Source organism: Buttiauxella brennerae ATCC 51605 (assembly GCF_001654925.1).
GTDB lineage: Bacteria > Pseudomonadota > Gammaproteobacteria > Enterobacterales > Enterobacteriaceae > Buttiauxella > Buttiauxella brennerae.
Genome location: NZ_LXER01000006.1, coordinates 368,760 through 394,657 on the forward strand (window position 1 = coordinate 368,760; position 25,898 = coordinate 394,657).

General features: G+C 50.3%; 23 protein-coding genes, 6 tRNA genes and 1 pseudogene. 4 read left to right on the top strand and 26 right to left on the bottom strand.

The window, feature by feature from the left end:
• Positions 1-6: 6 nt before the first annotated feature.
• The 3 genes from rlmH to M975_RS02930 form a co-directional block, all read right to left on the bottom strand.
• Entirely contained in the window at positions 7-477 is a 471-nt protein-coding gene (rlmH, locus tag M975_RS02920) for a 23S rRNA (pseudouridine(1915)-N(3))-methyltransferase RlmH (protein WP_034456714.1), read from the bottom strand.
• A gap of 3 nt (positions 478-480) precedes the next feature.
• Positions 481-798 carry a ribosome silencing factor gene (gene rsfS / locus M975_RS02925; RefSeq protein WP_064557198.1) on the bottom strand — a complete coding sequence of 106 codons (318 nt, stop codon included), beginning with the start codon at positions 796-798 and terminating at the stop codon, positions 481-483.
• Between the two features lie 245 nt (positions 799-1,043).
• Complete coding sequence (locus M975_RS02930; RefSeq protein WP_064557199.1) at positions 1,044-1,655, bottom strand: adenosylcobalamin/alpha-ribazole phosphatase; 612 nt, start codon at positions 1,653-1,655, stop codon at positions 1,044-1,046.
• Between the two features lie 91 nt (positions 1,656-1,746).
• Between M975_RS02930 and cobD the strand changes: the two genes are divergently transcribed.
• Complete coding sequence (gene cobD, locus M975_RS02935) at positions 1,747-2,841, top strand: threonine-phosphate decarboxylase CobD (RefSeq protein ID WP_064557200.1); 1,095 nt, start codon at positions 1,747-1,749, stop codon at positions 2,839-2,841.
• Here cobD and nadD read toward each other — a convergent pair.
• Genes nadD through leuS form a run of 4 tightly spaced genes read right to left on the bottom strand, consistent with a single transcriptional unit; the run spans position 2,813 to position 7,707 of the window.
• Positions 2,813-3,466, bottom strand: coding sequence for a nicotinate-nucleotide adenylyltransferase (gene nadD / locus M975_RS02940; protein WP_064557201.1), 654 nt, complete (start codon positions 3,464-3,466; stop codon positions 2,813-2,815). The two genes, cobD and nadD, sit on opposite strands and share 29 nt — an antisense overlap.
• Positions 3,459-4,490 carry a DNA polymerase III subunit delta gene (gene holA, locus M975_RS02945; RefSeq protein ID WP_064557202.1) on the bottom strand — a complete coding sequence of 344 codons (1,032 nt, stop codon included), beginning with the start codon at positions 4,488-4,490 and terminating at the stop codon, positions 3,459-3,461. The genes nadD and holA overlap by 8 nt, the downstream gene beginning before the upstream one ends.
• Positions 4,487-5,110 carry an LPS assembly lipoprotein LptE gene (lptE, locus tag M975_RS02950; protein ID WP_064557203.1) on the bottom strand — a complete coding sequence of 208 codons (624 nt, stop codon included), beginning with the start codon at positions 5,108-5,110 and terminating at the stop codon, positions 4,487-4,489. The genes holA and lptE overlap by 4 nt, the downstream gene beginning before the upstream one ends.
• A 14-nt stretch (positions 5,111-5,124) precedes the next feature.
• The gene (gene leuS / locus M975_RS02955; protein WP_064557204.1) at positions 5,125-7,707 is read right to left on the bottom strand and encodes a leucine--tRNA ligase; all 2,583 of its coding nucleotides are present in this window, start codon (positions 7,705-7,707) and stop codon (positions 5,125-5,127) included.
• Between the two features lie 253 nt (positions 7,708-7,960).
• Here leuS and M975_RS02960 point away from each other — a divergent pair, with 253 nt between their 5' ends.
• Positions 7,961-8,443, top strand: coding sequence for a zinc ribbon-containing protein (locus M975_RS02960; protein WP_064557205.1), 483 nt, complete (start codon positions 7,961-7,963; stop codon positions 8,441-8,443).
• A 24-nt stretch (positions 8,444-8,467) separates the two neighbouring features.
• Positions 8,468-9,514 carry a TRAP transporter substrate-binding protein DctP gene (gene dctP / locus M975_RS02965; RefSeq protein WP_064557206.1) on the top strand — a complete coding sequence of 349 codons (1,047 nt, stop codon included), beginning with the start codon at positions 8,468-8,470 and terminating at the stop codon, positions 9,512-9,514.
• 51 nt (positions 9,515-9,565) lie between these two features.
• Here the strand turns inward: dctP and M975_RS02970 are convergent, their stop codons facing one another.
• The 9 genes from M975_RS02970 to miaB form a co-directional block, all read right to left on the bottom strand.
• Positions 9,566-10,291, bottom strand: coding sequence for an amino acid ABC transporter ATP-binding protein (locus M975_RS02970; RefSeq protein ID WP_064517051.1), 726 nt, complete (start codon positions 10,289-10,291; stop codon positions 9,566-9,568).
• A complete protein-coding gene (gltK, locus tag M975_RS02975) occupies positions 10,291-10,965 on the bottom strand; it encodes a glutamate/aspartate ABC transporter permease GltK (RefSeq protein WP_064557207.1) in 675 nt (224 codons plus the stop codon). The genes M975_RS02970 and gltK overlap by 1 nt, the downstream gene beginning before the upstream one ends.
• Positions 10,965-11,705 carry an amino acid ABC transporter permease gene (locus M975_RS02980; protein ID WP_064557208.1) on the bottom strand — a complete coding sequence of 247 codons (741 nt, stop codon included), beginning with the start codon at positions 11,703-11,705 and terminating at the stop codon, positions 10,965-10,967. Before M975_RS02980 ends, gltK begins: the two co-directional genes overlap by 1 nt.
• 328 nt (positions 11,706-12,033) lie before the next feature.
• Entirely contained in the window at positions 12,034-12,945 is a 912-nt protein-coding gene (locus tag M975_RS02985; RefSeq protein WP_064557209.1) for an amino acid ABC transporter substrate-binding protein, read from the bottom strand.
• Between the two features lie 366 nt (positions 12,946-13,311).
• Positions 13,312-14,853, bottom strand: coding sequence for an apolipoprotein N-acyltransferase (gene lnt, locus M975_RS02990; RefSeq protein WP_064557210.1), 1,542 nt, complete (start codon positions 14,851-14,853; stop codon positions 13,312-13,314).
• Between the two features lie 7 nt (positions 14,854-14,860).
• Positions 14,861-15,739, bottom strand: a complete 879-nt coding sequence (corC, locus tag M975_RS02995; RefSeq protein WP_064557211.1) for a CNNM family magnesium/cobalt transport protein CorC — start codon at positions 15,737-15,739, stop codon at positions 14,861-14,863.
• A 100-nt stretch (positions 15,740-15,839) separates the two neighbouring features.
• Positions 15,840-16,307 carry an rRNA maturation RNase YbeY gene (gene ybeY, locus M975_RS03000; protein ID WP_064557212.1) on the bottom strand — a complete coding sequence of 156 codons (468 nt, stop codon included), beginning with the start codon at positions 16,305-16,307 and terminating at the stop codon, positions 15,840-15,842.
• Complete coding sequence (locus tag M975_RS03005) at positions 16,304-17,365, bottom strand: PhoH family protein (protein WP_064557213.1); 1,062 nt, start codon at positions 17,363-17,365, stop codon at positions 16,304-16,306. Before M975_RS03005 ends, ybeY begins: the two co-directional genes overlap by 4 nt.
• 201 nt (positions 17,366-17,566) lie before the next feature.
• Positions 17,567-18,994: a tRNA (N6-isopentenyl adenosine(37)-C2)-methylthiotransferase MiaB gene (gene miaB / locus M975_RS03010; RefSeq protein WP_064557214.1), complete on the bottom strand. Its 1,428-nt coding sequence runs from the start codon at positions 18,992-18,994 to the stop codon at positions 17,567-17,569.
• 135 nt (positions 18,995-19,129) lie between these two features.
• On the opposite strand from miaB, the gene ubiF reads away from it, so the two are divergent.
• Positions 19,130-20,305: a 3-demethoxyubiquinol 3-hydroxylase gene (gene ubiF, locus M975_RS03015; RefSeq protein ID WP_064557215.1), complete on the top strand. Its 1,176-nt coding sequence runs from the start codon at positions 19,130-19,132 to the stop codon at positions 20,303-20,305.
• Positions 20,306-20,311: 6 nt separating this feature from the next.
• On the opposite strand, the pseudogene M975_RS03020 reads toward ubiF, so the two are convergent.
• The 10 genes and pseudogenes from M975_RS03020 to M975_RS03070 all read right to left on the bottom strand — a co-directional run bounded on the left by M975_RS03020 (position 20,312) and on the right by M975_RS03070 (position 25,891).
• Positions 20,312-21,517 (bottom strand): annotated as a pseudogene (locus M975_RS03020) (ISL3 family transposase).
• Positions 21,518-21,635: 118 nt separating this feature from the next.
• Positions 21,636-22,220 carry a hypothetical protein gene (locus M975_RS03030; RefSeq protein ID WP_064557218.1) on the bottom strand — a complete coding sequence of 195 codons (585 nt, stop codon included), beginning with the start codon at positions 22,218-22,220 and terminating at the stop codon, positions 21,636-21,638.
• Between the two features lie 134 nt (positions 22,221-22,354).
• A tRNA-Gln gene (locus tag M975_RS03035) sits at positions 22,355-22,429 on the bottom strand.
• A 6-nt stretch (positions 22,430-22,435) separates the two neighbouring features.
• A tRNA-Met gene (locus M975_RS03040) sits at positions 22,436-22,512 on the bottom strand.
• A 25-nt stretch (positions 22,513-22,537) separates the two neighbouring features.
• Positions 22,538-22,612: transfer RNA gene (locus tag M975_RS03045), tRNA-Gln, on the bottom strand.
• A gap of 39 nt (positions 22,613-22,651) precedes the next feature.
• Positions 22,652-22,726: transfer RNA gene (locus M975_RS03050), tRNA-Gln, on the bottom strand.
• Positions 22,727-22,745: 19 nt separating this feature from the next.
• Positions 22,746-22,830, bottom strand: a tRNA-Leu gene (locus M975_RS03055).
• Positions 22,831-22,846: 16 nt separating this feature from the next.
• Positions 22,847-22,923, bottom strand: a tRNA-Met gene (locus tag M975_RS03060).
• 250 nt (positions 22,924-23,173) lie between these two features.
• Positions 23,174-24,838 carry an asparagine synthase B gene (gene asnB, locus M975_RS03065; RefSeq protein WP_064557219.1) on the bottom strand — a complete coding sequence of 555 codons (1,665 nt, stop codon included), beginning with the start codon at positions 24,836-24,838 and terminating at the stop codon, positions 23,174-23,176.
• A gap of 300 nt (positions 24,839-25,138) precedes the next feature.
• Positions 25,139-25,891, bottom strand: coding sequence for an HAD-IIA family hydrolase (locus M975_RS03070; RefSeq protein WP_034456689.1), 753 nt, complete (start codon positions 25,889-25,891; stop codon positions 25,139-25,141).
• Positions 25,892-25,898: the final 7 nt, after the last annotated feature.

Consider the following 25,898-nt stretch of genomic DNA (forward strand, 5'->3'; position numbering starts at 1 on the left):
CGATATTTACTCACGGTGATAAGGATGGTTTGTCGTGATGCTCCACGCGCGGTACAGGCTTTCTGCTACCAGCACTCGCACTAAAGGGTGGGGCATGGTCAGATTCGACAGCGACCAGCTTTGCTCTGCGGCAGCTTTGCACGCCGGAGCAAGGCCTTCCGGGCCACCAATCAGCAAGCTGACATCTCGACCATCCTGTTTCCAGCGTTCAAGTTGCACGGCAAGGTGCGGTGTATCCCAAGGTTGGCCTGGGATATCCAGCGTGACAATTCGGTTGCCCTTGCCGGCCGCCGCCAACATCATTTCGCCTTCTTTTTCGAGAATGCGTTTAATGTCGGCATTTTTGCTGCGTTTCCCCGCAGGAATTTCTACCAGTTCAAATGGCATATCCTTGGGAAAACGACGCAGGTACTCGGTAAAGCCGGTTTGTACCCAGTCAGGCATTTTAGTGCCAACTGCGACTAGTTGCAGCTTCACGCATTAACCCCAGAGCTTTTCCAGTTCGTACAGTTGGCGGCTCTCTTCTTGCATGACGTGGACGATAACTTCGCCAAGGTCAACAACCACCCAGTCGGTCGCATTCACGCCTTTCACGCCCAAAGCTTCAAAACCGGCTTTGCGAGATGATTCTACGACGTGTTCAGCGATGGACATAACGTGACGGTTAGAGGTGCCGGTACAGATAATCATGCAATCAGTGATGCTTGATTTACCGTGAACATCCAGAGCAATGATGTCCTGGCCTTTGAGATCGTCGATTTTATCAACGATGAAATCTTGAAATTCTTTACCCTGCAAGTGTTCCCCCTGGGAAAAGTAGAGTGTGTTCAATTGAGCCCGCATTATACCCAATGAATGGGGCAGCTTTACGGGCAATGCGTCGCTCAAAGCGGGATATCATCCCACTGAGTGACCTGGTTTGCATCGCCATTTTTGTAAAACTATTTTGGAAAATCATGCTTGCGGGCAGGAAATTATGGCAGCGGAGCATAACAGCCTGGACTGTAGTGTCAATGGTTGACGGCAACTGTAGCTCATACAGTTTACGGCTGCGGGGAGTAAATAGCGCGATTATTGAGGGTTCTGAGCGTGGTAAAGCCATCGCGAATCTCAATGTAACTCCAGGCCCCTTGTTCAATAATAAAATGCCACAGTGACGCTGGGGGCATGTTAAGCAGGGTGGCAATCAGCAAGCTCAGCACACCCTGGTGGCTCACAATCAGAATATTTTCTGCTTCCGTTTGAGAAGATAACGCTTTAGCAAACTCACTCACACGTTGTGAAAAAATCTGGAAGCCTTCACCATTTTTCGGAATAACGTTTTGCCAGTCATTGCACCAGGCCGCATAGTTTTCTGCATCCAGTCGCTGTAAATCGCGATGGTGACGCATTTCCCAGTCACCAAAATTCATCTCATTAAGACGTGCCTCGGTCACAACCGGGATTTGGCGTTGCTGGAGAATCAATTGCGTGGTGTGTTGCGCCCGGCCCAATTTGCTGCAAAGAACCTTTTCAAAAGCAACCTGGCCTAACATGTTGCCGACAGCAACGGCCTGAGCCACACCTTGCTCAGTCAATGGGGTTTCGGAAATACCACTGTATAGACCGTCTACATTTGCCTGGGTTTGCCCATGGCGCACTAACCATAATTTCATTCATTCCTCGCGCAAATGTTGGCTGTGGCTGACACAGGCATAAGTGTATCATTGCGGCTCAGGTTACGAAGTCTGTTTTATCGGAGTGAATATGGCGTTTAGCAGTCAGCATGGTGGCAATATTATTGAAGCGGCAGCGGCAATTGGTGTAGAGGCGGATTTGCTGATCGACTTTAGCGCTAATATTAATCCTCTCGGTATGCCGGATTCTTTAAAGCGTGCGATAGTTGAAAACTTGACACTGGCCGAGCGTTACCCGGACGTGGAATATCGTGCGTTGCATCAGGCGCTGGCTAAGCATCATCAAGTCCCACTAGAGTGGGTACTTGCGGGTAATGGTGAGACGGAGCTGATATTTAACCTTGTACAACAGCTCTCGCCACGTAAGGCACTGTTGTTGACGCCGGGGTTTGCTGAATATCGTCGTGCACTTGCTCGCATTGGCTGCGAGGTAACGGATTTCCACCTTTCCGAGGCACAAGGTTGGCAACCGGATGAATCATTTTTACAGGCATTAACACCCGATGTGGATTGTCTGTTTTTATGCACGCCAAATAACCCAACCGGTTTGCTGCTGGACAAGAAATTGCTGCTTGCGATTGCCCATCGTTGTCGCGAAAACCATATTGCGTTGATTGTTGATGAAGCCTTTCTCGATTTTCTGCCTGATGAGCCGGGTTTAATTCCGCATCTATCCCATTTCCCCCAACTCTATATTTTGCGCTCGCTGACTAAATTTTTTGCTATTGCCGGGCTGCGGCTTGGCTATTTGGTCAGTGCGGACAGCAAAACGGTCGGGCATATTCGGGAGCAAAGAGAACCCTGGACGATAAACGCTTTTGCGGCCCTGGCAGGGGAGGTGATTCTCAATGACTGCGGGTATATTGAGGCGAGTTATCACTGGTTAAGCACCGAACAGCCACGGTTGTTTAATGGCTTGAACGGGCTTCGTGGAATTAAGGTTTGGCCACCCAGCGCGAACTATATCTTTATGCGTTGTGACGTTGATGGATTAGATTTGCAACGCCGGTTGCTCGAAGAAAATATCTTGATCCGTCATTGTGCAAATTACCCGGGACTGGATGCACGCTATTATCGCGTGGCGATTAAAAGCTCGGCGGATAACGACAAATTACTCGATGCTTTGCAGAGAGTACTCAGCAATACAGATGGTGCTGGCGAATAAACTCAGCTACGGCTGGAGGGAGCAGGTCATCACAAGGTTGGTGTTGCTCTAAACGCTGGCGGATGGCGGTGGCTGAAATGTCGTACAACGGTGTTTGCGCGAGGAAAATTTTACCTGCAGGCTGACTGTGAAGTTGTTCAACCGATGTCGTCTGGTGCTTATCAAGCCACTGTTGTTCTTCTGGTGTTTTCATCGACAAGGAATAGCCGGGACGCTGGCAAACCAGCAAATGGCATAACGTCAGCAGCGTTTCCCAACGATGCCAGCGTTGCAAACTAAGTAGCGAATCCTGGCCCACAATAAAGGCCAAAGGTTGTTCTGTGCCAATCTCAGCACGCAACTGTTCCAGAGTTTCAACGGTGTACGACGGTGTTTCACGTTGTAATTCACGGTCGTCTAGCTTAAATAGCGAGTTCCCGGAAATAGCCAACTCCACCATTGTCTTACGCTGCTGGCTATTCGCCAGGGGCTGAGGGCGATGTGGTGGGACGTTATTCGGCATGATAGTGACGTGTTGCAGCGCCACCTGTTTTGCCAGCGCTTCAACCGGTTTTAAATGCCCGTAATGGATGGGGTCGAATGTCCCGCCATACAGGGCACATAAACGTGAAGTGCTGTTAGCCATCAATGAAAATTTCCGGCAACGCTTTATGGCACAGCAGCAGAGAAAGCCCTTCCAGCTCAGCCCAAACCGATTGCCCATAATCTTTTTTCAGCGTCATTTCGATTTGACTCAGCAAACGAACTGCCTGAAAAAGCTGCTCCGCAGATAAACGATTGAGTGCTTCCGTCACCAGCGCACGACGATTCTGCCACACGCGCTGTTGGTCAAATAAAGTACGCAGCGGAGTGTGCGCTGACTGGCGTTTGAGATTAACCAGTTGCAGTAGCTCGCGCTGAATTGTACGCAGTAGAATCACCGGTTCGCTGGCTTCGAGCCGAAGCTGTTGCAGAATATGCAGCGCCCGCTTACTTTTTCCGGCAAGAATGGCATCAACCCAATGGAATGGGGTGAAATGTGCCGCATCATTCACTGCTTGTTCAACACGTGGCAACGTCAGCGTGCCATCAGGCCAGATCAATGACAGGCGTTCCAGCGCTTGCGACAGGGCAAGCAGGTTGCCTTCGTAGCAATAACACAGCAACTGATTGGCCGCATCATCAAGCTGGAGATTCATCTGTTTGGCGCGTTGAGCGACCCAGCGCGGCAGTTGGGCTTGCTCTGGTGTCTGGCATGTCACAATGACACTGCGATCAGCAAGCTTTGTCAGCCATGCGGCATTTTCCTGCGCTTTAGTGAATTTGTTACCCCGTACCAGCAGTAAAATATCATCGTGCAGCAGCGAAATCAGCGTTTCGAGTTGCGCATTAATGGCGGCGTTTGGCCCGTTTTCTGGTAACAATAACAAAAGCGTCTGGCGGCTTGCGAACAGGCTCAACGTCTGGCAAATAGAGAACAGATCTTGCCAGTCGGTACTGACATCAATCTGAACGGTATGATGTTCTTCGAAACCCTGGGTGCTTGCCGTCTGGCGAATCGCATCCTGGCTTTCCTGAAGTAATAGCGGATCGTTTCCGAGTAGCAGATACGCCGCGCGCAGCCCTTCACTGAGCTGCGCGCGGAGTTGTTCAGGGTACAAACGAATCATTGGCTACCAGATGTCGCCGAAAGCGTGGTTGACGTACGGCTTGTTGACGCTGCCGGAGCAGGCGTCGAAGTCGAGTCTTTCACAGGTTTCTCGGCGTCTTTGGTTTCTTCTACATCCGCAACGTGTACCGTCATCAGCTTACGAATAAGCTGCTGTGCCGCTGTGGTGTACATCTCTTTGATTAACAAATCTTCCTCTGCATCTTTTTGCAGTGCAGCAAGTGGGTTATCAAAGAATGATTTATATACTTTGGCGCTAATCGGATAAATGTCATGTCCCGGAATCAGTACTTGTGCCGAGACAGTCATGACCATCTGATATTCCGCTGTACGACCATCCTGGAAGACAGACGCAGTATCTTTTCCGAGTGAACTGCCCAGCAAGCGCAGAGACGGAATATCCTTGCGAACACCCGTTCCAGTATCATCCACAAGTGTGACACCGTTCAGACGCAACTGAGAGCGGACTTCACGCGCTAATGGGCCGTTGGGATCGCCTGAGTTCAGGATCATGGTTTTCATTTGATCCGGAACCTGCGTGCTGCCACGCAGGTGAAAACCGCACCCGGCGGTGACAAGCACCGCCAAAGTAATTAACAAGCTGAAAAAGGGATGTCGCACGGTTCCTCCTGCGCTTAGCCCACAACCAAATTGAGCAGTTTGCCCGGCACGTAAATCACTTTACGCACGGTCACACCCTCAAGATATTTCGCAACCAGATGTTCCTGACCTGCGCGTTCTTGCACTTGTTCTTGCGTTGCATCAGCGGGAACAGTGATTTTGCCACGAACCTTGCCGTTCACTTGCACAACAACCAGCACAGAATCTTCAACCATGGCAGATTCATCCGCCTGTGGCCATGGCGCGTTGTCGATATCGCCTTCACCGCCCAGAGACTGCCACATATCGAAGCAGACGTGCGGGGTGAACGGATAAAGCATACGAACTACAGCAATCAGCGCTTCGTTCAGCAGGGCGCGGTCTTGATCGCCATCCTGCGGTGCTCTCGCCAGTTTGTTCATCAATTCCATGATGGCAGCGATTGCGGTGTTAAAGGTCTGACGACGACCAATATCATCGGTTACTTTCGCGATGGTTTTGTGAACATCACGGCGCAATGCTTTTTGATCTTCGTTCAGTGCAGCAACGTCTAACGCTGGTGCAGCGCCACGGCTGGTGTGCTCGTAAGCCAGTCTCCAGACACGTTTCAGGAAGCGGTTAGCCCCTTCAACGCCAGACTCCTGCCATTCGAGCGTCATATCCGCAGGAGAGGCAAACATCATGAACAAGCGAACAGTATCTGCGCCGTAGCGTTCAACCATGACTTGTGGGTCGATGCCGTTGTTTTTCGACTTCGACATTTTGCTCATGCCAGCATAGACCAGTTCGTGGCCTTGCGCGTCAGATGCTTTGATAATACGGCCTTTCTCGTCGCGCTCGACAATCGCATCAACTGGGGAAACCCAGTTACGCTCGCCGTTAACACCGGTGTAATAGAACGCATCAGCCAGAACCATACCCTGACACAGCAACTGCTTCGCAGGCTCATTAGAGGTCACCATGCCTGCGTCACGCATCAGTTTGTGGAAGAAGCGGAAGTAGAGCAGGTGCATGATGGCGTGTTCGATGCCACCAATGTAAATATCAACCGGCAGCCAGTAGTTAGCCGCTTTGGAGTCCAGCATACCTTTGTCGTACTGCGGGCAAGTGTAACGCGCATAGTACCAGGACGATTCCATGAAGGTATCGAAGGTATCGGTTTCACGCAGCGCAGGCCTGCCGTCAACGGTGGTTTTCGCCCACTCAGGATCGGCTTTAATTGGGCTGGTGATACCATCCATCACGACATCTTCAGGCAGGATAACCGGTAGTTGATCCGCAGGAGTTGGCATTACGGTGCCGTCCTCCAGGGTGACCATCGGAATTGGTGCGCCCCAGTAACGCTGACGGGAAACACCCCAGTCGCGCAGGCGATAGTTAACTTTACGCTCACCGACACCTTTCGCCGCCAGTTTATCGGCAATGGCGTTAAATCCATTCTGGAAGTCCAGACCGTCGAACTCGCCTGAATTAAACAGCACGCCTTTTTCGGTCATTGCGGCAGCCGCCAGGTCCGGCTCGCTGCCATCGGCATTCAGAATTACGGGTTTGATTTGCAGGCCGTATTTGGTGGCAAATTCCCAGTCGCGCTGGTCGTGACCAGGAACAGCCATTACCGCGCCCGTGCCGTATTCCATCAGGACGAAGTTTGCCACCCAAACTGGAACAGACTCGCCAGTCAGTGGGTGAATAGCGTTAATGCCAGTAGCAACGCCTTTCTTCTCCATGGTTGCCATTTCAGCTTCGGCAACTTTGGTATTACGGCACTCTTCAACGAATTCAGCCAGCGCCGGGTTGTTCAATGCGGCTTGCTGCGCGATAGGGTGACCTGCGGCAACGGCCAGATAGGTCACGCCCATAAAGGTATCCGGGCGCGTGGTGTAAACAGTCAGTTTCTCAGCGCTGTTTTCAACGTCGAATGTGATCTCAACACCTTCGGAACGGCCAATCCAGTTACGCTGCATGGTTTTGACCTGCTCAGGCCAATGGTCCAGCGTATCCAGATCGTTTAACAGCTCGTCTGCGTAAGCGGTGATTTTAATAAACCACTGAGGGATCTCTTTACGCTCAACTTTGGAGTCACAACGCCAGCAGCAACCGTCGATAACTTGTTCGTTTGCAAGAACAGTCTGGTCGTTCGGGCACCAGTTAACCGCGGAGGTCTTTTTATAAACCAGCCCTTTGGTATATAGCTGAGTAAAGAATTGCTGTTCCCAACGGTAGTATTCCGGGGTACAGGTCGCCAGCTCACGGCTCCAGTCATAACCAAAGCCCAGCGTTTTGAGCTGGTTCTTCATGTAGTTGATGTTGTCGTAAGTCCATGGCGCTGGAGCGGTGTTGTTTTTTACCGCCGCCCCTTCTGCTGGCAAACCGAACGCATCCCAGCCGATTGGCTGCAGAACGTTTTTGCCAAGCATGCGCTGGTAACGCGCGATAACGTCACCGATGGTGTAGTTACGAACGTGGCCCATGTGTAGTCGGCCAGAAGGATAGGGGAGCATCGAGAGGCAGTAATACTTCTCTTTGCCTTCGTCTTCAGTTACTTCGAAAGTACGCTTCTCTTGCCAGTGAAGCTGTACGTTGGATTCTATCTCTTCCGGGCGATATTGCTCTTGCATGGCAGCCAATGGTCCTGTGATGAAAAACAGCTACAGGTTAGGTTTCATTCCTAACGTGTGATTTGATCCGCATAGCATAGCCGATAAGAGTGCGGCAAAACAGCCTTTCAAGGGTTGGGATCACCATTTCTCATTTGCAGATATTTACCTTGCTTGTGGGCAATCTAACAAAGCGATAGCTGATTAAGGTCTACTATTATAGTCAGTTACATGACACTGAACGCATGAATCTCTTCAAGGAGGCAGGCAGACGATGAACAAGGTTGCTGAATTTTACCGTGAACTGGTGGCCTCACTCACCGAACGGCTACGTAATGGAGAGCGCGATATTGACGAACTGGTCGCCAGCGCGCGTAAACGCATGAACGAAACCGGGGAGCTGACTCGTACTGAAGTCGATGAAGTGACGCGCGCTGTCCGCCGGGATTTAGAAGAGTTTGCTCGCAGCTATAACGAAAGCCAGGGTGAATTTACCGACAGCGTTTTCATGCGTGTAATCAAAGAGAGTCTTTGGCAGGAACTGGCTGATATCACAGACAAAACGCAGCTCGAATGGCGCGAAGTTTTCCAGGATCTCAATCATCATGGCGTTTATCATAGCGGCGAAGTGGTTGGACTTGGGAATTTGGTCTGTGAGAACTGCCATTTCCATCTGGCCATTTATACCCCCGATGTGCTGCCCGTTTGCCCGAAATGTGGGCATAACCAGTTTAGCCGTCGCCCATTTGAACCTTAATTTTCACAACGCGAAGGAACCGCAATGCAACGAAATCTCCTGGCCCGCAAAACGTGGGCCATTATCCTCAGCACGTTGTTGATGCCTGTGACGGCATCAGCCGTACAAATTCTTAAGTACACCGATCACGAACCGTTGGGCGGTATGCGCACCACGTTCATTAATGATGTGTTCTTTGCGCAAATCGAAAAGGAATCCCACGGGAGGCTGAAAGTAGAGGCTCACTGGAACAGCGAACTGTCGCGTAGCTACGACGCATTGGGTGTAGTGAAAGAAGGGAAGGCAGCCGATATGGCGGTCGTGGTACCGGAATACACGCCGAAAGAGTTCCCTCTGCAACAGATTTTCAAAAGTTTCCCGGTGGGGCCGACAGGGGATAAACAGGTCGAATTCTTCCGCAAGGCTTATGCCACTATCCCAGCGTTACAGGATGAGTTTACCAGGCAAAATGTGGTGAATATCTTCCTCGCGACCGGCTATCCCGTGGCTTTTTTCAGTACTCAACCACGCAATAAGCTCGATGATATCAAGGGCACGAAATGGCGTTCCGCAAGCTTTTGGCATCAGGACTTCCTGAAAAACAGCGGCGCCATTCCGGTTTCCATGCCGTGGGGCGATGGGATTTATGATGCGCTAAAAGCGGGCAGCCTTGATGGGCTGATGGTTAACGTTGACAGCGGTTATGAACTGAACGTGCATAAAACTGCGCCCAATGTGCTGATCTCCAAAGATTTGTGGCTCGGCCATGTTTACCCGCTGGTGATGAATAAAAACACCTGGGACAAACTTCCTGATGAAGATAAACAAGCGATCAGGCGTGCGGCTGAGAAATCCTCGGCAACATTGGGTCCGGTTATGGAGACAAGTTTTGCGGGAATGGTGAAAGAGCTGCGCAGTATTGGTGTGAATATTCGCGAGTTGAAGCCTGATGAAGTGCAGCACTGGGAAACATCAACCCGTTACCAGGAAGTGCAAAACAAGTGGGTGCAGGATCAAGAGAGCCAAGGGGTGAAACAGGCTGGTCCGACACTTGAAAAGGTCACGGCATTAATGAAAAATACGATGAACTAATATGACCGCGCAATCACCAGTAAACCAGGGATTGCGCGGGTATCAAAACAATTAATGCAGGATTTTCGCCAGGAAGTCCTTTGCACGCTCAGATTGTGGGTTGTTGAAGAAATCCTCTTTATTCGAGTCTTCAACAATCTTCCCTTCGTCCATAAAGATAACGCGATTTGCCACTTTACGGGCGAAGCCCATCTCGTGGGTCACCACCATCATGGTCATTCCTTCGTGTGCCAGCTCAACCATAACGTCCAGCACTTCATTGATCATCTCAGGGTCAAGGGCCGAGGTCGGTTCATCAAACAGCATTGCCACAGGGTCCATACACAGCGCACGCGCAATGGCGACACGCTGCTGCTGGCCGCCGGATAGCTGTGCCGGGAACTTATCGGCATGAGCGGTTAGCCCAACGCGCTCGAGCAGTTTCAGCCCTTTTTTACGCGACTCTTCTTTGTTGCGTTTGAGCACTTTTACTTGAGCAAGCGTCAGGTTTTCGATAATCGACAGATGCGGGAACAGCTCAAAGTGCTGGAACACCATTCCGACGTGCGAGCGTAACTCAGCAAGATTGGTTTTCTTGTTGTTAACCTGGGTGCCGTTAACCACGATCTCGCCTTTTTGCACCGGCTCAAGTCCATTTACCGTTTTGATAAGCGTTGATTTACCGGAACCCGATGGTCCACAAACGACCACCACTTCACCTTTTTTGACTTCTGTTGAGCAGTCGGTTAGCACCTGAAAGTGGCCATACCATTTAGAAACATTTTTCAGGGAAATCATTACACTGTCCTTTTCTTCAAGTAGCTGACCAACAGCGAAGCACTCAGGCTGATTGCGAAATACACCACACCGGCAAACAGGATCATTTCGACCTGGGTTCCGTCGCGCTCACCAATGGTGGAAGCGGTACGGAAGAAGTCAGCCAGACTTAATACATATACCAGTGACGTATCCTGGAACAAGACGATGCCTTGCGTTAACAGCAATGGCACCATGGCGCGGAACGCCTGTGGCAGGATAATCAGTTTCATTGATTGCCAGTGCGTCATCCCCAGCGCAAGGGCGGCATTGGACTGCCCTCGAGAGATACTCTGAATACCGGCACGAATAATCTCGGAATAGTAGGCGGCTTCAAACATTGAAAACGCTACCATGGCAGAGATCAGTCGAATATCTGTTTGCGGAGAAAGACCCAGTACTTTTTGCAGGATCCCCGGTACAACCAGATAGAACCACAGCAGCACCATGACTAACGGGATAGAGCGGAAAACGTTGACATAGGCGCTGGCAAACCAGGCAACAGGTTTAATCGGTGACAGGCGCATCACCGCCAGCAATGTACCCCACACGATACCGAAAATAATCGCCGTAACGGTGATTTTCAGGGTGATAACTAACCCCTGCATCAGGTAAGGCATGGCGGGAAGAATGGAACTCCAGTCAAACTCGTACATTATTTGCCTCCCATATTGCCAGGCAGGCGAATTTTGCGTTCAACGACATACATGACCAGCATAATCACGGCGTTGATCAGGACATACGCGAGGGTGATTGCGGTAAAGGATTCGTAAGCGTGCGCGGAGTAATCCAGCAGTTTACCCGCCTGAGCGGCCATATCGACCAGACCGATAGTTGACGCAATGGCTGAGTTCTTCACCAGGTTCATCATTTCAGATGTCATTGGCGGCACGATAACGCGATAAGCGTTTGGCAGCAGCACGTAGCGGTATGCTTGTGGGAGTGTTAGCCCCATCGCCAGTGCGGCATTTTTCTGGCCGCGTGGCAAAGACTGAATGGCTGCACGAACCTGTTCGCATACGCGAGCGGCGGTAAACAGGCCAAGGCAAATCATTGATGACACGAAGAATTGAACATTCGGGTCAAGCTCAGATTTAAACCACATGCCGAGATTTTCAGGCAGTAATTCTGGCACCACTAAGTACCAGGTAAAGAACTGCACGATAAGCGGCACGTTACGGAACAGCTCGACATACAGCGTGCCAAGGCTCGACAGCCATTTATTGGGAACGGTACGTAAAATGCCGAACATAGAGCCGACGAGGAAAGCGATTATCCATGCACAGATGGACAGGGCGACGGTGACCTGGAAGCCATTCCAAATCCAGCCCAAATAGGTGGTGTTGCCGAACGGGGCGGGCTGTAGAAATATTCCCCAGTTCCAGTCTATAGACATAACATACTCCGAGAAAAAATTGAGGGTAGCGAGTTACGCTACCCTCGAAGATTGATGAGAAGCTTGCACCTGATTTCAGATCTATGCCTGAGATTTATTGGGGTGCTTTCACGCCGGATGGGGAACGGCCATCCGACGCATAGTCTGTCCGAGCTTCAGTTCGTCAATCGAGAGGGCTGGGTCATCCCGGCCCCTGGTTCTATACCCGCCATCCTTCAAGCTGCAGGGGTGTTGGCTGCACTCACTTACCCGAATCACTTACTGAAGTAAGTGATTCGGGATAAGCTCACTGGCCGCCTACCTGCAACTCGAATGCTAGCGGGTATGTTTAGTTCAGTGCTTTATCGTTTGGTGTTTTGAACAACGCTTTCATATCGTCAGACAGTGCAAAGTTCATATTGATGTTTTTCGGTGGGATCGGGTTCATAAACCACTTATCAAACCATTTAGCCGCTTCACCAGAGGTTTGCGCCTGAGCGATAGTGTCATCCATCAGCTTTTTAAACTCGGTGTCGTCTTTACGCAGCATACAGCCGTAAGCTTCGTGAGATTGTGGAGTGCCGAGGATTTCCCAGTTATCTTGTTTCTTCGCTTTAGCACGTTCACCCGCCAGCAACGCATCATCCATCATAAAAGCAACGGCACGGCCACTTTCCAGAGTACGGAACGAGTCACCATGGTCTTTAGCGCTGATGATACGCATATCCATTTTCTTCTCTTCATTCAGCTTGTTCAGCAGAACTTCAGAAGTGGTACCAGAGGTCACAACGACCGCTTTACCTTTCAGGTCGGCGAAGTCTTTAATATCGCCACCTTTTTTCACCAGCAAACGCGTACCGACGACGAAGATCGTGTCAGAGAACGATGCTTGTTTCTGGCGTTCCAGGTTGTTGGTGGTAGAGCCACACTCAAAATCGAAGGTGCCGTTTTGCAGCAATGGAATACGGTTTTGTGAAGTAATCGGGATCAACTTAACCTGCAGGTCAGGTTTGTTCAGTTTTTTCTTCACGGCTTCAACGATAGCGTTGGAGTAATCCTGTGAATAGCCGACAACTTTCTGTTGGTTATCGTAGTAAGAGAAAGGAACAGAAGACTCACGGTGACCGACCACAATGACGCCGTTTGCGGCGATCTTATCAAGAGTACTTTGTTGAGCAGCAGGTTTAGCATCTTCGGCGTGTGCGATTCCTGCGCCTAAACCCATTACCAGCAAGGCTGAGGTTAGTTTACGTAATTGCATGAACAACTCCTTTTTCTTAGTGCCATTTAGCACTGATACCCGTTGTGAGTGTTGTTTTGTTGTTGTGTGTTACTGAATAAGCGTAATTCTTTTGTCTTTTTGTTAACACTTAACCTAGCTTAATGTAAAGATTTTGCTATCCAGATGTTTATTTTTGCGAAGCGTGCCGCACCGTTTAGAGGCAAAAATCTTCCGTTGCACTACTTTAGTGCTCGTAATGTCATCGTTTGGTGCAGCTCAATGCTTCATGCTACCCACAGGGTAGTGATTCAGCATTTTGTGTGTTTCTGGTGAGTAATAATTTGCAAAGGTTGTGCCAGAAATGAAAATGGCCAGCATAGGCTGGCCATTTTAGGTGATGCGGAGTCAGGATTTACGGCGTGTACGCAGTGCCAACAAAATAGAGATGAAACCAAATATCAGTGTTGTACCCCATAGTGGCCAATTACCAAAGCGTGCATACGGCGTAATACCACGGGTTGGCGTGACCTTAGCTTCCAGAACCTGGCGCGTAAATTGCGGGATCATTGCGTCAACATCGCCGTTAGCATTAATCACAGCGGTAATCCCGTTATTAGTGCTACGCAAAAGCGGACGACCCAACTCCAGTGAACGCATACGTGCCATCTGGAAATGCTGCCACGGGCCAATTGATTTACCGAACCACGCATCGTTTGAAATTGTCAGCAAGAAGTCAGTATCCGGGCGGAAGTTATCACGCACCTGTTCACCGAGGATAATTTCATAACAGATAGCCGGCGTGAGCTTAATACCGTTGGCTTCGAGCAGTGGCTGTAAATACGGGCCACGGCTGAATGACGACATCGGCAAATCAAAGAAGGGAGCCAGTGGGCGCAGAATCGACTCTAAAGGTACGAACTCACCAAACGGCACCAGATGGTTCTTGTTATAACGATCGGCGCTGTTGTAGCTGTACTGATTGCCTTCGCCGAGTGTGATAATGGTGTTGTAGGTGTCGTAGCGATTCTGTTTATTCAAACGCGCATCAACAATACCGGTAATGAGCGAGCTGTGCTTCGAGCGCAACAGGTCGTCCATCATCGTCAGGAATTGCTGTTGGTTAATCTCAAGATCCGGGATCGCTGATTCAGGCCAGATAATCAGCTGGGATTTCCCCATCTGTGGCTGCGTTTTATCGAGATAGATCTTCAGAGTATTAAGCAGCTGGTTTTCATCCCATTTCAGGGATTGCGGGATATCACCCTGAACCATCGCCACATCAACAGTGCGTGCTGTTTGTGGCTGATACCACTGAATAGAACGCAATGGCCACGGAAGTAACAGCAACGCCGCGGCAATGACCGCCGGGCGCCAATTACGTTCGTGCAGCGCAAACACCAGCAGGCCGCTGATAATCATCAGCAGGAAGGTGACGCTTTCAACACCGAGAATCGGAGCGATGCCTTTTAGCGGGCCATCAATCTGACTGTAACCAAATTGCAGCCACGGGAAGCCGGTGAGTACCCAGCCGCGCAGGAATTCGGTGAGTTGCCACAGCATGGGTGCTGCAATAGCCACACGCCACCAGGTGGTTTTGGGGCAAAGCTTGCTGAGGAAACCGCCAAACAAACCGGTGTACAGCGACAAGTAAGCCGCAAGCAGCACCACCAGGAAGATATTAACCGGGCCAGGCATACCGCCAAACTGCGCGATGCTGACATATACCCAGTTAATGCCTGAGCCAAATAGCCCCAGCCCCCAGAAGAAACCAATCCATGCACTTTGAATAGCGCGTCGATTAAGTGTCAGCCCTTGAAGCCCTGCCAAAGAAACAATCGCAGCAGGCCAAAAATCGTAAGGGGAGAAAGCCAGCGTTCCGCAGGCACCAAAAAGCAGCGCCAGCAGCAGACGCACACGCTGGCGTTGAAGGAGTAGGGCTATAGCCATCTTTGAATTAATCTTCCAGTTTCGGTTGTGGCGAGTCGTCCGGAATTCTGACATGAACCTGAATCACACGGCGGCTATCTGCCATCGCGACTTTGAACTGATAACCATCAATATCAATGGTTTCGCCACGGGCAGGTAAGTGGCCAAAGGCCTGCATAACTAAGCCACCAATGGTATCCACTTCATCATCATTGAAATGGGTTCCGAAGGTGTCGTTAAAATCTTCTATTGAGGCTAACGCGCGCACCGTCCAGGTGTGACGGCTTAGCTGGCGGAAATCGCCATCTTCTTCATCGTCGTACTCATCTTCAATTTCCCCAACAATCAGTTCGAGAATATCTTCGATGGTGACAAGCCCGGAGACGCCGCCAAACTCATCAATCACAATCGCCATATGGTAGCGCTGCTGACGAAACTCTTTGAGCATGCGGTCAACACGCTTACTTTCTGGCACAACAACAGCCTGACGTAACACTTTTTCCATGCTAAATGGCTCAGTATCGCTGCGCATAAACGGCAGCAGATCTTTGGCCATCAGAATCCCTTCGATATGATCTTTGTCTTCACTGATCACCGGGAAGCGGGAGTGTGCGGATTCGATGATGACATCGAGGCATTCGTCCAGCGTCTGGTTGTGTTTGAGCGTTACCATTTGCGAGCGAGGGATCATGATGTCGCGGACGCGTTGGTCGGCGATATCCATGACGCCTTCCAGCATGTCGCGGGTATCCTGATCGATCAGATCATTTTGCTCAGAATCACGGATGAGTGTCAGCAGATCATCACGGTTTTTCGGTTCACCGTGGAATAGCTGGTTGAGAATCAGGGAAAAGAACCCCTTCTTACTGGCAGGCGTGTCACTGTTTTGTGAGTTGTCGTCGCTCATGGCGTTAGGTTTTATTACCTCATGTTCGTTACTGAAAACAGGCAGCTTAATGATGCGCTACCTGTCTGTATTTGCTCTGCAGCGTAAATCCCTACGGAGACTATTCTTTCTCGGCAATGTACGGATCAGCATACCCAAGAGCAAGCATTATCTCTGTTTCCAGGGATTCCATCTCTTCGGCTTCTTCATCTTCAATATGATCATAACCAAGCAGATGCAAACTGCCGTGGATGACCATATGTGCCCAATGCGCATCCTGCGGTTTTTGCTGCTCTTTTGCTTCTTGTTCCACAACCTGACGGCAAATAATCAGGTCGCCCAATAACGGCAGTTCAATGCCCGGAGGCGCTTCGAACGGGAATGACAGCACGTTGGTGGATTTATCTTTCCCACGATAAGTGAGGTTCAGATCGTGGCTTTCTGCGTCATCCACCAGGCGAATCGTAACTTCTGACTCTTCCTGAAATTGTGGGATGACCGCATCAAGCCATGCCTGAAATTGTTCTTCCGTCGGCAGGCCGTTTGCGTCTTCACACGCGACCTGTAAATCCAGTATAACCTGACTCATTTACTCTCCTGAGCGGCGGCATTGATTGCCATCGCTTCTCGCTTGCGAACTGCAGCGAGTTCATCTTTACGAACCTGTTCCGCGTTTTCCCACGCCTCATAGGCATTCACAATGCGTGCCACAACCGGGTGGCGTACTACGTCTTCGCTATTAAGGAAGTTAAAACTGATTTCATCGACTTCGGCGAGCACTTCAATAGCGTGGCGCAAGCCCGATTTCAGATTTTTTGGCAGGTCAATTTGCGTGACATCGCCGGTAATCACGGCTTTTGAGTTAAAGCCAATACGTGTCAGGAACATCTTCATCTGCTCGATGGTGGTGTTCTGGCTCTCATCCAGGATGATAAATGCATCGTTTAAAGTACGTCCACGCATATACGCGAGTGGCGCGACTTCAATAACGTTGCGCTCTATGAGCTTCTCAACACGCTCAAAGCCGAGCATTTCAAACAGCGCGTCGTACAACGGGCGCAGGTAAGGGTCCACTTTCTGGCTTAAATCGCCTGGCAAGAAGCCGAGCTTTTCACCCGCTTCAACGGCCGGGCGGGTCAGCAGAATGCGGCGAATATCCTGGCGTTCCAGTGCATCGACTGCTGCTGCAACGGCAAGATAAGTTTTACCGGTCCCCGCAGGGCCGACACCAAAGGTGATGTCGTGATCCAGAATATTGGCAATGTATTGCGCCTGGTTCGACGTGCGTGGCTTGATGACACCACGTTTAGTCTTGATGTTTACTGCTTTGCCGTACTCTGGAACGCTTTCAGCAGACTGCTCCAGCACACGGATTTCTTTAATGGCAAGGTGGATTTGTTCCGGTGTTATATCCTGAATTTCACCGCGCATCGGCGCAGTATCGACATACAGGTTACGCAGAATATCTGCGGCAGCATTGACCAGAATCGGGCGGCCCGTGAGCTTGAAGTGATAGTCACGACGATTGATTTCGATCCCCAGCCGACGTTCAAGCTGCTTGATGTTGTCATCAAATGGGCCACACAGGCTTAGCAGACGCGCATTGTCTGCGGGTTCTAGCGTAATTTCACGTGTTTCGATATTCAAACTTATCCTCGCAGGGCCAGTAGAATGTGTTGCTGCATTAATGCAGGCCATAAAAATGATTATTTACGGCGTGGGCGGATGGCGCAAGCCTGCTTTTTGATATTTGGGTGGATGCTTCCGAATGTAAGTGCAACACAAGTGCAAAAAATGAAAATGCCCATGGGTTCACGGCGTTAGCTAACCCTCGGGCATTGAGTGGAATTATGGCTGATAAATCCCGACGCCGATCTCGTTTTCTTTACGTGTGCGAGCAATTACTGACTCAGGAGACTCGGCAATACGCAGCCCCATCTCATCTTCGGTACGAACGACTTTACCGCGCAGTGAGTTGTTAGTGGCCACTTCAGTAATTTCGACATCGACAAATTTACCGACCATGTCCGGGGTGCCCGCAAAGTTGACGCCACGGTTGTGTTCAGAACGTCCGGTCAGCTCCATAATGTTTCTGCGTGAGGTGCCTTCGACAAGGACACGCTGCGTGGTGCCAACCATCTTACGGCTAAATTCCATGGCCTGCTGGTTGATACGCTCTTGCAGAATATAGAGGCGCTGCAATTTCTCTTTTTCTGGCACGTCATCCACCATATCGGCGGCGGGTGTGCCCGGGCGTGAAGAAAAGACGAAGCTATAGCTCACGTCAAAATTCACTTCGCCAATGACCTTCATGGTTTGCTCGAAGTCCTGCTGGGTTTCGCCAGGGAAGCCAACAATGAAATCAGAGCTAATTTGAATTTCCGGGCGCACGGCGCGCAGTTTGCGAATAATGGATTTGTATTCCAGCGCGGTATGGGTACGACCCATCAGATTTAATACGCGATCTGAGCCACACTGAATCGGCAGGTGCAGGAAACTCACCAGCTCAGGCGTGTCGCGATAAACCTCGATGATATCGTCGGTGAATTCAATCGGGTGGCTGGTGGTGAAACGAATACGGTCAATACCATCAATTGCAGCCACCAGGCGCAGCAGTTCAGCGAATGAACAAATACCGCCATCGAAAGTCGGCCCGCGGTAAGCATTCACGTTCTGGCCGAGCAGATTCACTTCACGTACGCCTTGCGCTGCGAGCTGTGCGATTTCAAACAGCACATCATCACACGGGCGGTTCACTTCCTCACCGCGTGTATAAGGCACCACGCAGTAAGTACAATACTTGTTACAGCCTTCCATAATAGAAACGAAAGCTGTTGGGCCATCGGCTTTTGGCTCAGGCAGGCGGTCAAACTTTTCGATTTCCGGGAAGCTGACGTCAACGATTGGGCTACGGTTGCCACTCACTTTGTTGATCATTTCAGGCAGGCGATGCAGTGTCTGCGGTCCGAAAACAATATCAACATAGTGTGCACGGCTACGAATCAGCTTACCTTCCTGGGAAGCAACGCAGCCGCCAACGCCAATAATGATATTGGGATTTTTACGCTTTAAGAGTTTCCAGCGGCCAAGCAGATGGAACACTTTTTCCTGGGCTTTTTCACGGATAGAGCAGGTATTGAGCAGCAATACGTCCGCTTCTTTTGGGTTATCCGTCAGCGTATAGCCATGCGTGCTATTCAGCAGATCGGCCATCTTCGATGAATCGTATTCGTTCATCTGACAGCCCCAGGTTTTGATATGGAGTTTTTTTGTCATCGACTTGCCATTGCTCAGTTAAAGCCAGGAATTCAGGCGGCGTATTGTAATGCTTTGGCCTTGATGTGACCAGCCTACGAAACCTGGGTAAAAATCCGGTAGAATCAATATAGACAATTTAAGGACAAAATTATCATGTTGAACCAGTCAATTGACGTTGCGATAGTCGGCGGAGGTATGGTCGGTGCGGCTGCAGCCCTTGGCCTCGCGCAAAATGGTTTTCAGGTCGCGGTGATTGAGCATCAGGCTCCTGCTGCTTTTGACGCAACAAGCCCACCTGATGTACGCATCTCGGCCATCAGCAGCGCCTCAGTCGCGTTACTGAAATCACTTGGTGTGTGGGATACCGTTCGGGCAATGCGTAGCCATGCGTATCGCCAGCTCGAAACCTGGGAGTGGGAAAGCGCTCATGTGAGCTTTAAGGCGCAGGAACTGGGCCTGCCAGAACTAGGTTATATGGTTGAGAACTCGGTGCTGCAACTTGCTTTGTGGCAGGCGCTGGAGGCTCATTCTAACGTCACATTACTCTGTCCGGCGCAACTGACGGGTATGCACGGCGAGGCAGGGCAGTGGACGCTACAGTTTGCGGATGACCAGACTTTGACGGTGCCGATGGTGATTGGCGCAGATGGCGCGAATTCGCAGGTTCGTCGTTGGGCGGGAATCGGGATTCATGCCTGGGATTATCGGCAGTCTTGCATGTTGATTACCGTGAAGTGCGAGCAATCGCCCGGTGACAGCACCTGGCAGCATTTCACCCCGGCAGGGCCGCATGCATTTTTACCCCTCTTTGATAACTGGGCTTCGCTGGTGTGGTACGACTCTCCGGCCCGTATTCGCCAGTTGCAGAGTATGACGATGCCGCAGCTGCAAAAAGCGATTGAAACGAGCTTCCCTCAGCGTTTAGGAAAAATCACTCCGGTTGCCCGCGGCGCATTCCCTCTGACGCGTCGCCATGCGTTGCAATATACACAGCAAGGTTTGGCATTGATTGGCGATGCTGCTCATACCATTCACCCGTTAGCCGGGCAGGGCGTGAATCTCGGTTATCGCGACGTGGATGCATTGCTTGATGTGATGATCAATGCGCGTAGTTATGGCGAAAACTGGGCGCAAGCGCATGTATTAAAACGCTACCAGACACGTAGGCAAACAGATAACTTCCTGATGCAAAGCGGCATGGATCTGTTCTACGCCGGGTTCAGCAATAATTTAGCGCCGCTACGCGTCATCCGTAATTTAGGACTAATGGCGGCTGAGCGTGGCGGTGCACTGAAACGCCAGGCGTTGAAGTATGCGTTAGGGCTTTAAAATGGTTCATCGCGCTTTACCGGGGAACGCTGCTTTTATCTTCATAAAAAAGTAGTCGTTATCCCGGTATCCATATGCCATCCTTTTTATCACCTTGATCTTGTTATTCATTCCCTCAAGCACGCTGGTATTCAGACGATGCGTGGCACTCGCGATTATGCCGCTCACGTAACTCTTCAGCTTATCCGCGAACTGCTGCAACGCCTTAATACCACTTTCCTGTGACTGCCTGTACCACTCATTCCAGCGACGCTGCGCAACCTCCTCATCCGGCGCATACCACAGCTCTTTCAGCGCCGTTTTCATCACGTACACCGTATTTAACGGCTGGTTCGCCGCCAGCAACTCTGCCAGTTTCACCTCATGACCGTCCGGCAGATTCTCCGCATTACGCAACAGCAACCAGCGGCTGCGTTTAATGACCTTCCGTGCTTTTTTGTCGTCACGCAGCTGATTTGCCTGGTCGACCCTCACTCTGTCGATGACTTCCCGGCCGAACTTCGCCACCACATGGAACAGGTCATAGACGACTTCCGCCTGCGGACATTGCTCTCTCACCTCCAGGTCCAGGGCTGTATTCATATCCATCGCGACAGATTCGATAGCGGCACAGCCTTCCTGCCCCAGCCAGGTGAAGAACGGGCGGACGGCTACACGACTACGGCCTTCGCCAACCCACAGCACCTGTTGCGTCTCTGCATCCACCACAACCGTGGCATAGCGATGACCTTTAAACAGCGCGAACTCATCCATTATCAGGCGGCGGAGAGTCTGCCGTTCGGGCTCCCGGAGTTCCCGCCGCAGGCGTCGGCAGTCGATATTTTTAATGGTGTGCCAGTGCAGACCCGTCAACTGTGCCACATGTTTAATGGGCAATAACCGGGTGAGCGTTTCCACCCAGGTCGCTAACGAGGACGTGTAACGCTGGCGTTCAGGCAACCATGAGATGTGCTCAGTGGCAATCCCGCAGCGAGAGCAGCGCAGACGGCGGACGGGGATTTGAAGAGTGACACGCCAGTGGAGTCAATCGCGATCACGAACCCGACGTACGGAGACATCATGGACAGCACAGTCTGTGCGACCACACCGGCGGCAGGACGGCGTAAGACCGGGGTCAGGCCGGAGCGTAATAAGCAGAGCATCAGGGGCAGGATGCGTAAAGGAATCAACAGTGAAGCCTTCCCAGAACAGGGAAGAAAGATTAGCATTCATGGCAGACGGCGGTTGAGTGGCTGGTGAGTGTTTTGGCGAATACAAAACTAACCACTTTTACCGCCGTTTTCTATTGGTTCACGCTTATCCGCGATGAACCTTTAAAATGACCAACGGCTTAAAGTAATCGTGAAAATAGGGGTTCCCGAACGCCATCTTTTTCCATAAAGCCTTGATACCAGACACTACCAGTTTCAGTAACCAGAGATTCACATTGCCATTTATCGGTCATGATCAGATAGAGCATGTAGAGACTTTTGCCCACGGCATACAGCAAGCATAGCAACACCGGTAAAGCGATAATCACCAGCATGGGATTTTGTGCCAGCTTGATGCGTTCCTGAGCCAGAATGGTAAGACATGCGCACTGCAAAAGGGATTTAGCGACAAAGCTGCGGATGAAAAACTGCTTTATTCTATCGGATGACCAGAAGCAGGGGTTTTTAAGCACAGCCCGCTGTTCTTGACTGGGAAAACCATACAGATAGATTGTCCAGTGAGTATTTTCGGTTAGCGTATACGCTGTGCCTGTTTCGTTGAGCCGATGCAGGCGCATGGAAATGATAATGGGAAAAACAAATCCCAATAAAAAGAAATAACTTACTGGCGCAGACAGGCCTAACCATGCCGAAACAATGCTGAGCACAAAAACGAAAAAAGTCGACAGTCGATTTGAAAAGGGTGAAAAAATCTGATAATTCATCGCAATATCCTTTTGCTGAAAAGGTATGCACTTTATCACCAGGGTTTGGTGTAAGGTAGATGAAATGAGGGTTTGTCGGAATCTGGACGAAACGCAGAAAAGCAAAAAGCTCGCCGAGGCGAGCTTTTTATTTTTGGCTGGGGTACGAGGATTCGAACCTCGGAATGCTGGTATCAGAAACCAGAGCCTTACCGCTTGGCGATACCCCAAAAATATGGTGGCTACTACGGGAATCGAACCTGTGACCCCATCATTATGAGTGATGTGCTCTAACCAGCTGAGCTAAGTAGCCTAATTTTAAAACTTTATTTTTTGACTGGCTGGGGTACCTGGATTCGAACCAGGGAATGCCGGTATCAAAAACCGGTGCCTTACCGCTTGGCGATACCCCAACTGTGGGCGCACAAAACTAACGTGCTATGTCAAAAAATTGGCTGGGGTACCTGGATTCGAACCAGGGAATGCCGGTATCAAAAACCGGTGCCTTACCGCTTGGCGATACCCCAACTATGCAACGCTTTAAAATGGTGCGGGAGGCGAGACTTGAACTCGCACACCTTGCGGCGCCAGAACCTAAATCTGGTGCGTCTACCAATTTCGCCACTCCCGCGCTAAAAAAAGAATAATGGTGGCTACTACGGGAATCGAACCTGTGACCCCATCATTATGAGTGATGTGCTCTAACCAGCTGAGCTAAGTAGCCTTCTTTTTTCTGCGTAACCTTATCGGCGTTGCGGGGCGCATTATGCGTAGTTGGCCTTCTAGCGTCAACAATTTTTTCCCAAAAATTGGCGTAAATTGTCTGTTTGATTAGCTTACGAACAGCTTGATGCAATATTCGTCAAAAATCGGTTATTTCGTGGTTTTATGTGAGGGAAAGGCCCAGATAAGAGGTGGGGAATATTGCAGAAACAAAAACGGGCCCGTAGGCCCGTGTGTTTCATTTTGCTCAATTATTTGTAAGCGGACTGGTGAACGCCTACTGCACGGCCTGATGGATCATTCATTGTTTTGAACGCTTCATCCCATTCGATGGCCTTAGCGGAAGAACAGGCAACGGATGGGCCGCCTGGAACACATTGCGCAGCGCTTGGCAGTGGGAATAATTCTTCGAAGATTTCACGATACAAATAAGCTTCTTTAGAGCCTGGTGTGTTGTACGGGAAGCGATAGCTTGCGGTTTCCAACTGTTGGTCGGTTACCTGGCCCGCTGCAACTTCTTTCAGCGTGTCTATCCAGCTGTAACCTACACCATCAGAGAATTGCTCTTTCTGACGCCATGCAACGCTTGCTGGCAAGTAAGATTCAAAACATTCACGCAGGATATGTTTTTCCATCTTGCCGTTGCCGCACATTTTGTCTTTCGGGTTGATGCGCATCGCTACATCAAGGAATTTCTTGTCCAGGAACGGTACACGAGCTTCAACGCCCCAGGCTGACATCGCTTTGTTAGCACGCGCACAGTCAAACATATGCAGTGCTTGCAGCTTGCGAACGGTCTCTTCGTGCAGTTCTTTATCGTTTGGCGCTTTATGGAAGTACAGGTAACCACCAAACACTTCATCAGAACCTTCACCAGACAGGACCATCTTGATACCCATTGCTTTGATTTTGCGGGACATCAAATACATTGGGGTAGAGGCACGAATGGTCGTCACATCGTAAGTTTCAATGTGGTAGATAACATCGCGAATCGCATCCAGGCCTTCTTGCACGGTGAAATGAATTTCGTGGTGCACAGTACCTAAGTGGTTTGCCACTTCTTGCGCTGCTATCAGGTCAGGAGAACCGACCAGGCCAACCGCAAAGGAATGCAGCTGTGGCCACCAGGCTTCTGAACGCTCTTCATCTTCTACACGGCGCGCAGCAAATTTCTTGGTAATTGCTGAGATAACAGATGAATCCAGACCACCGGACAACAACACGCCGTATGGCACGTCAGACATCAGGTGGCTTTTTACGGAATCTTCCAGCGCCTGACGCAACTCGTTTTTGTCAGTCACGTTATCTTTTACTGCATCATATTCGAACCAGTCACGCTGGTAGTAGCTGCGGATCTCACCGTCTTTGCTCCACAGGTAGCTGCCTGCCGGGAACTCTTTAATGGTGCGGCAAACCGGAACCAGCGCTTTCATTTCGGAAGCAACGTACATGTTGCCGTGTTCGTCATAACCCATATACAACGGGATGATGCCGATATGGTCACGACCAATCAGGTAGGCGTCTTGTTTTTCGTCATACAGAATGAAGGCAAACATACCTTGCAGATCGTCAAGGAATTCAGGGCCTTTTTCCTGGTAAAGCGCGAGGATGACTTCACAGTCAGAACCCGTCTGGAATTCGTAACGGTCACCGTATTCTGCGCGCAATGCCTGGTGGTTGTAGATTTCGCCGTTTACTGCCAGTGCGTGAGTTTTTTCTTTGTTATACAGCGGCTGAGCACCAGCGTTAACGTCAACAATCGAAAGACGTTCGTGAGAAAGAATGGCTTTATCGTTCGCGTAAACACCAGACCAGTCCGGGCCGCGGTGGCGCATCAGGCGAGATAATTCGAGCGCTTTCTTACGCAATTCGACCGCATCGGTCTTAATATCCAGAACACCAAAAATTGAACACATAGAACTCTCTCCGTAATGCTTCTGTGAGCCATTAAATTGTTTTTACCCTTCTTATTTTGGGTAATAGCTGCGTTGCATGACTATGAAAATGCGCAATCATTGACGGGAATGCAAGTCCTTTAGTCTTTCAGTGATAAATAGGTCAATGTTGATTGTTGATTATTGAAAAATGATGAGGGAATAGACGGAATAATTAACGGATCGGCAATTTTTGGCAAAATCGCCAGGCTGACATTCAGTGAGAGAGAAAAAGAGTGTTGGATCGATAAAACGCCTGGCGAAAACCAGGCGAATGGCAAATTAGATAATATCGACTTCAGCGACTGACGGGTAAATCCAGGAAGGGCGGAACGGCATAGCATCAATGTCGTTTAGCGTCGAAACACCCGACAGTACCAGAATGGTTTCTAAACCAGCCTGGAAGCCTGCGAGGATATCAGTACGCAAGTTATCGCCAACAATCACGGTATGCTCGGAATGCGCCTGCATCTTGTTAAGCGCTGCACGGATAATCCACGGGCTTGGTTTGCCGACACAGAATGGCTTACGGCCTGAAATTTTCTCAATACCCGCACACAGTGCCCCACAGGCTGGATAGTAACCACGGCCATGTGTATCTGGGTTAGTCGCAATAAAGCGAGCGCCATTAGCCACAAAGTAGGCGGCTTTGTGCATCATTTCCCAGTTATAAGAGCGCGTTTCACCGACGATAACAAAGTCAGGGTTGATATCGGTGATAGTAAAGCCTGCTTTATACAGCTCATGAATCAATGCGCCTTCACCCACGACGTACGCTTTTTTGCCTTCCTGGCGGCGCAGGAAGTCAGCGGTTGCCATTGCGGAGGTATAAAAGACGCTGTCCGGGACATCAATACCTGCGGAAGCAAAACGGTTCGCCAGATCCTGGCCTGTTTGCGACGGGTAGTTAGTCAACAGAACTAACGGCATACCCTTTTCCATGATGCGGGCTAAAAATTCATTAGCACCTGGTACGGCGACGTTGTCGTGCATCAGCACGCCGTCGATATCACAAATTACATTCTGAATGGTCATTAACAGC

Excerpts from the sequence above, each read along its gene's own strand:
- ubiF (WP_064557215.1), top strand. The coding sequence starts at position 19,130 with ATGTTGAACCAGTCAATTGACGTTGCGATAGTCGGCGGAGGTATGGTC.
- asnB (WP_064557219.1), bottom strand. The coding sequence starts at position 24,838 with ATGTGTTCAATTTTTGGTGTTCTGGATATTAAGACCGATGCGGTCGAA.
- M975_RS02980 (WP_064557208.1), bottom strand. The coding sequence starts at position 11,705 with ATGTCTATAGACTGGAACTGGGGAATATTTCTACAGCCCGCCCCGTTC.
- M975_RS02985 (WP_064557209.1), bottom strand. The coding sequence starts at position 12,945 with ATGCAATTACGTAAACTAACCTCAGCCTTGCTGGTAATGGGTTTAGGC.
- M975_RS02960 (WP_064557205.1), top strand. The coding sequence starts at position 7,961 with ATGAACAAGGTTGCTGAATTTTACCGTGAACTGGTGGCCTCACTCACC.
- nadD (WP_064557201.1), bottom strand. The coding sequence starts at position 3,466 with ATGGCTAACAGCACTTCACGTTTATGTGCCCTGTATGGCGGGACATTC.
- gltK (WP_064557207.1), bottom strand. The coding sequence starts at position 10,965 with ATGTACGAGTTTGACTGGAGTTCCATTCTTCCCGCCATGCCTTACCTG.
- M975_RS02970 (WP_064517051.1), bottom strand. The coding sequence starts at position 10,291 with ATGATTTCCCTGAAAAATGTTTCTAAATGGTATGGCCACTTTCAGGTG.
- miaB (WP_064557214.1), bottom strand. The coding sequence starts at position 18,994 with ATGACAAAAAAACTCCATATCAAAACCTGGGGCTGTCAGATGAACGAA.
- corC (WP_064557211.1), bottom strand. The coding sequence starts at position 15,739 with ATGAGCGACGACAACTCACAAAACAGTGACACGCCTGCCAGTAAGAAG.
- dctP (WP_064557206.1), top strand. The coding sequence starts at position 8,468 with ATGCAACGAAATCTCCTGGCCCGCAAAACGTGGGCCATTATCCTCAGC.
- cobD (WP_064557200.1), top strand. The coding sequence starts at position 1,747 with ATGGCGTTTAGCAGTCAGCATGGTGGCAATATTATTGAAGCGGCAGCG.
- M975_RS03070 (WP_034456689.1), bottom strand. The coding sequence starts at position 25,891 with ATGACCATTCAGAATGTAATTTGTGATATCGACGGCGTGCTGATGCAC.
- lnt (WP_064557210.1), bottom strand. The coding sequence starts at position 14,853 with ATGGCTATAGCCCTACTCCTTCAACGCCAGCGTGTGCGTCTGCTGCTG.
- holA (WP_064557202.1), bottom strand. The coding sequence starts at position 4,490 with ATGATTCGTTTGTACCCTGAACAACTCCGCGCGCAGCTCAGTGAAGGG.
- M975_RS03030 (WP_064557218.1), bottom strand. The coding sequence starts at position 22,220 with ATGAATTATCAGATTTTTTCACCCTTTTCAAATCGACTGTCGACTTTT.
- M975_RS02930 (WP_064557199.1), bottom strand. The coding sequence starts at position 1,655 with ATGAAATTATGGTTAGTGCGCCATGGGCAAACCCAGGCAAATGTAGAC.
- ybeY (WP_064557212.1), bottom strand. The coding sequence starts at position 16,307 with ATGAGTCAGGTTATACTGGATTTACAGGTCGCGTGTGAAGACGCAAAC.
- leuS (WP_064557204.1), bottom strand. The coding sequence starts at position 7,707 with ATGCAAGAGCAATATCGCCCGGAAGAGATAGAATCCAACGTACAGCTT.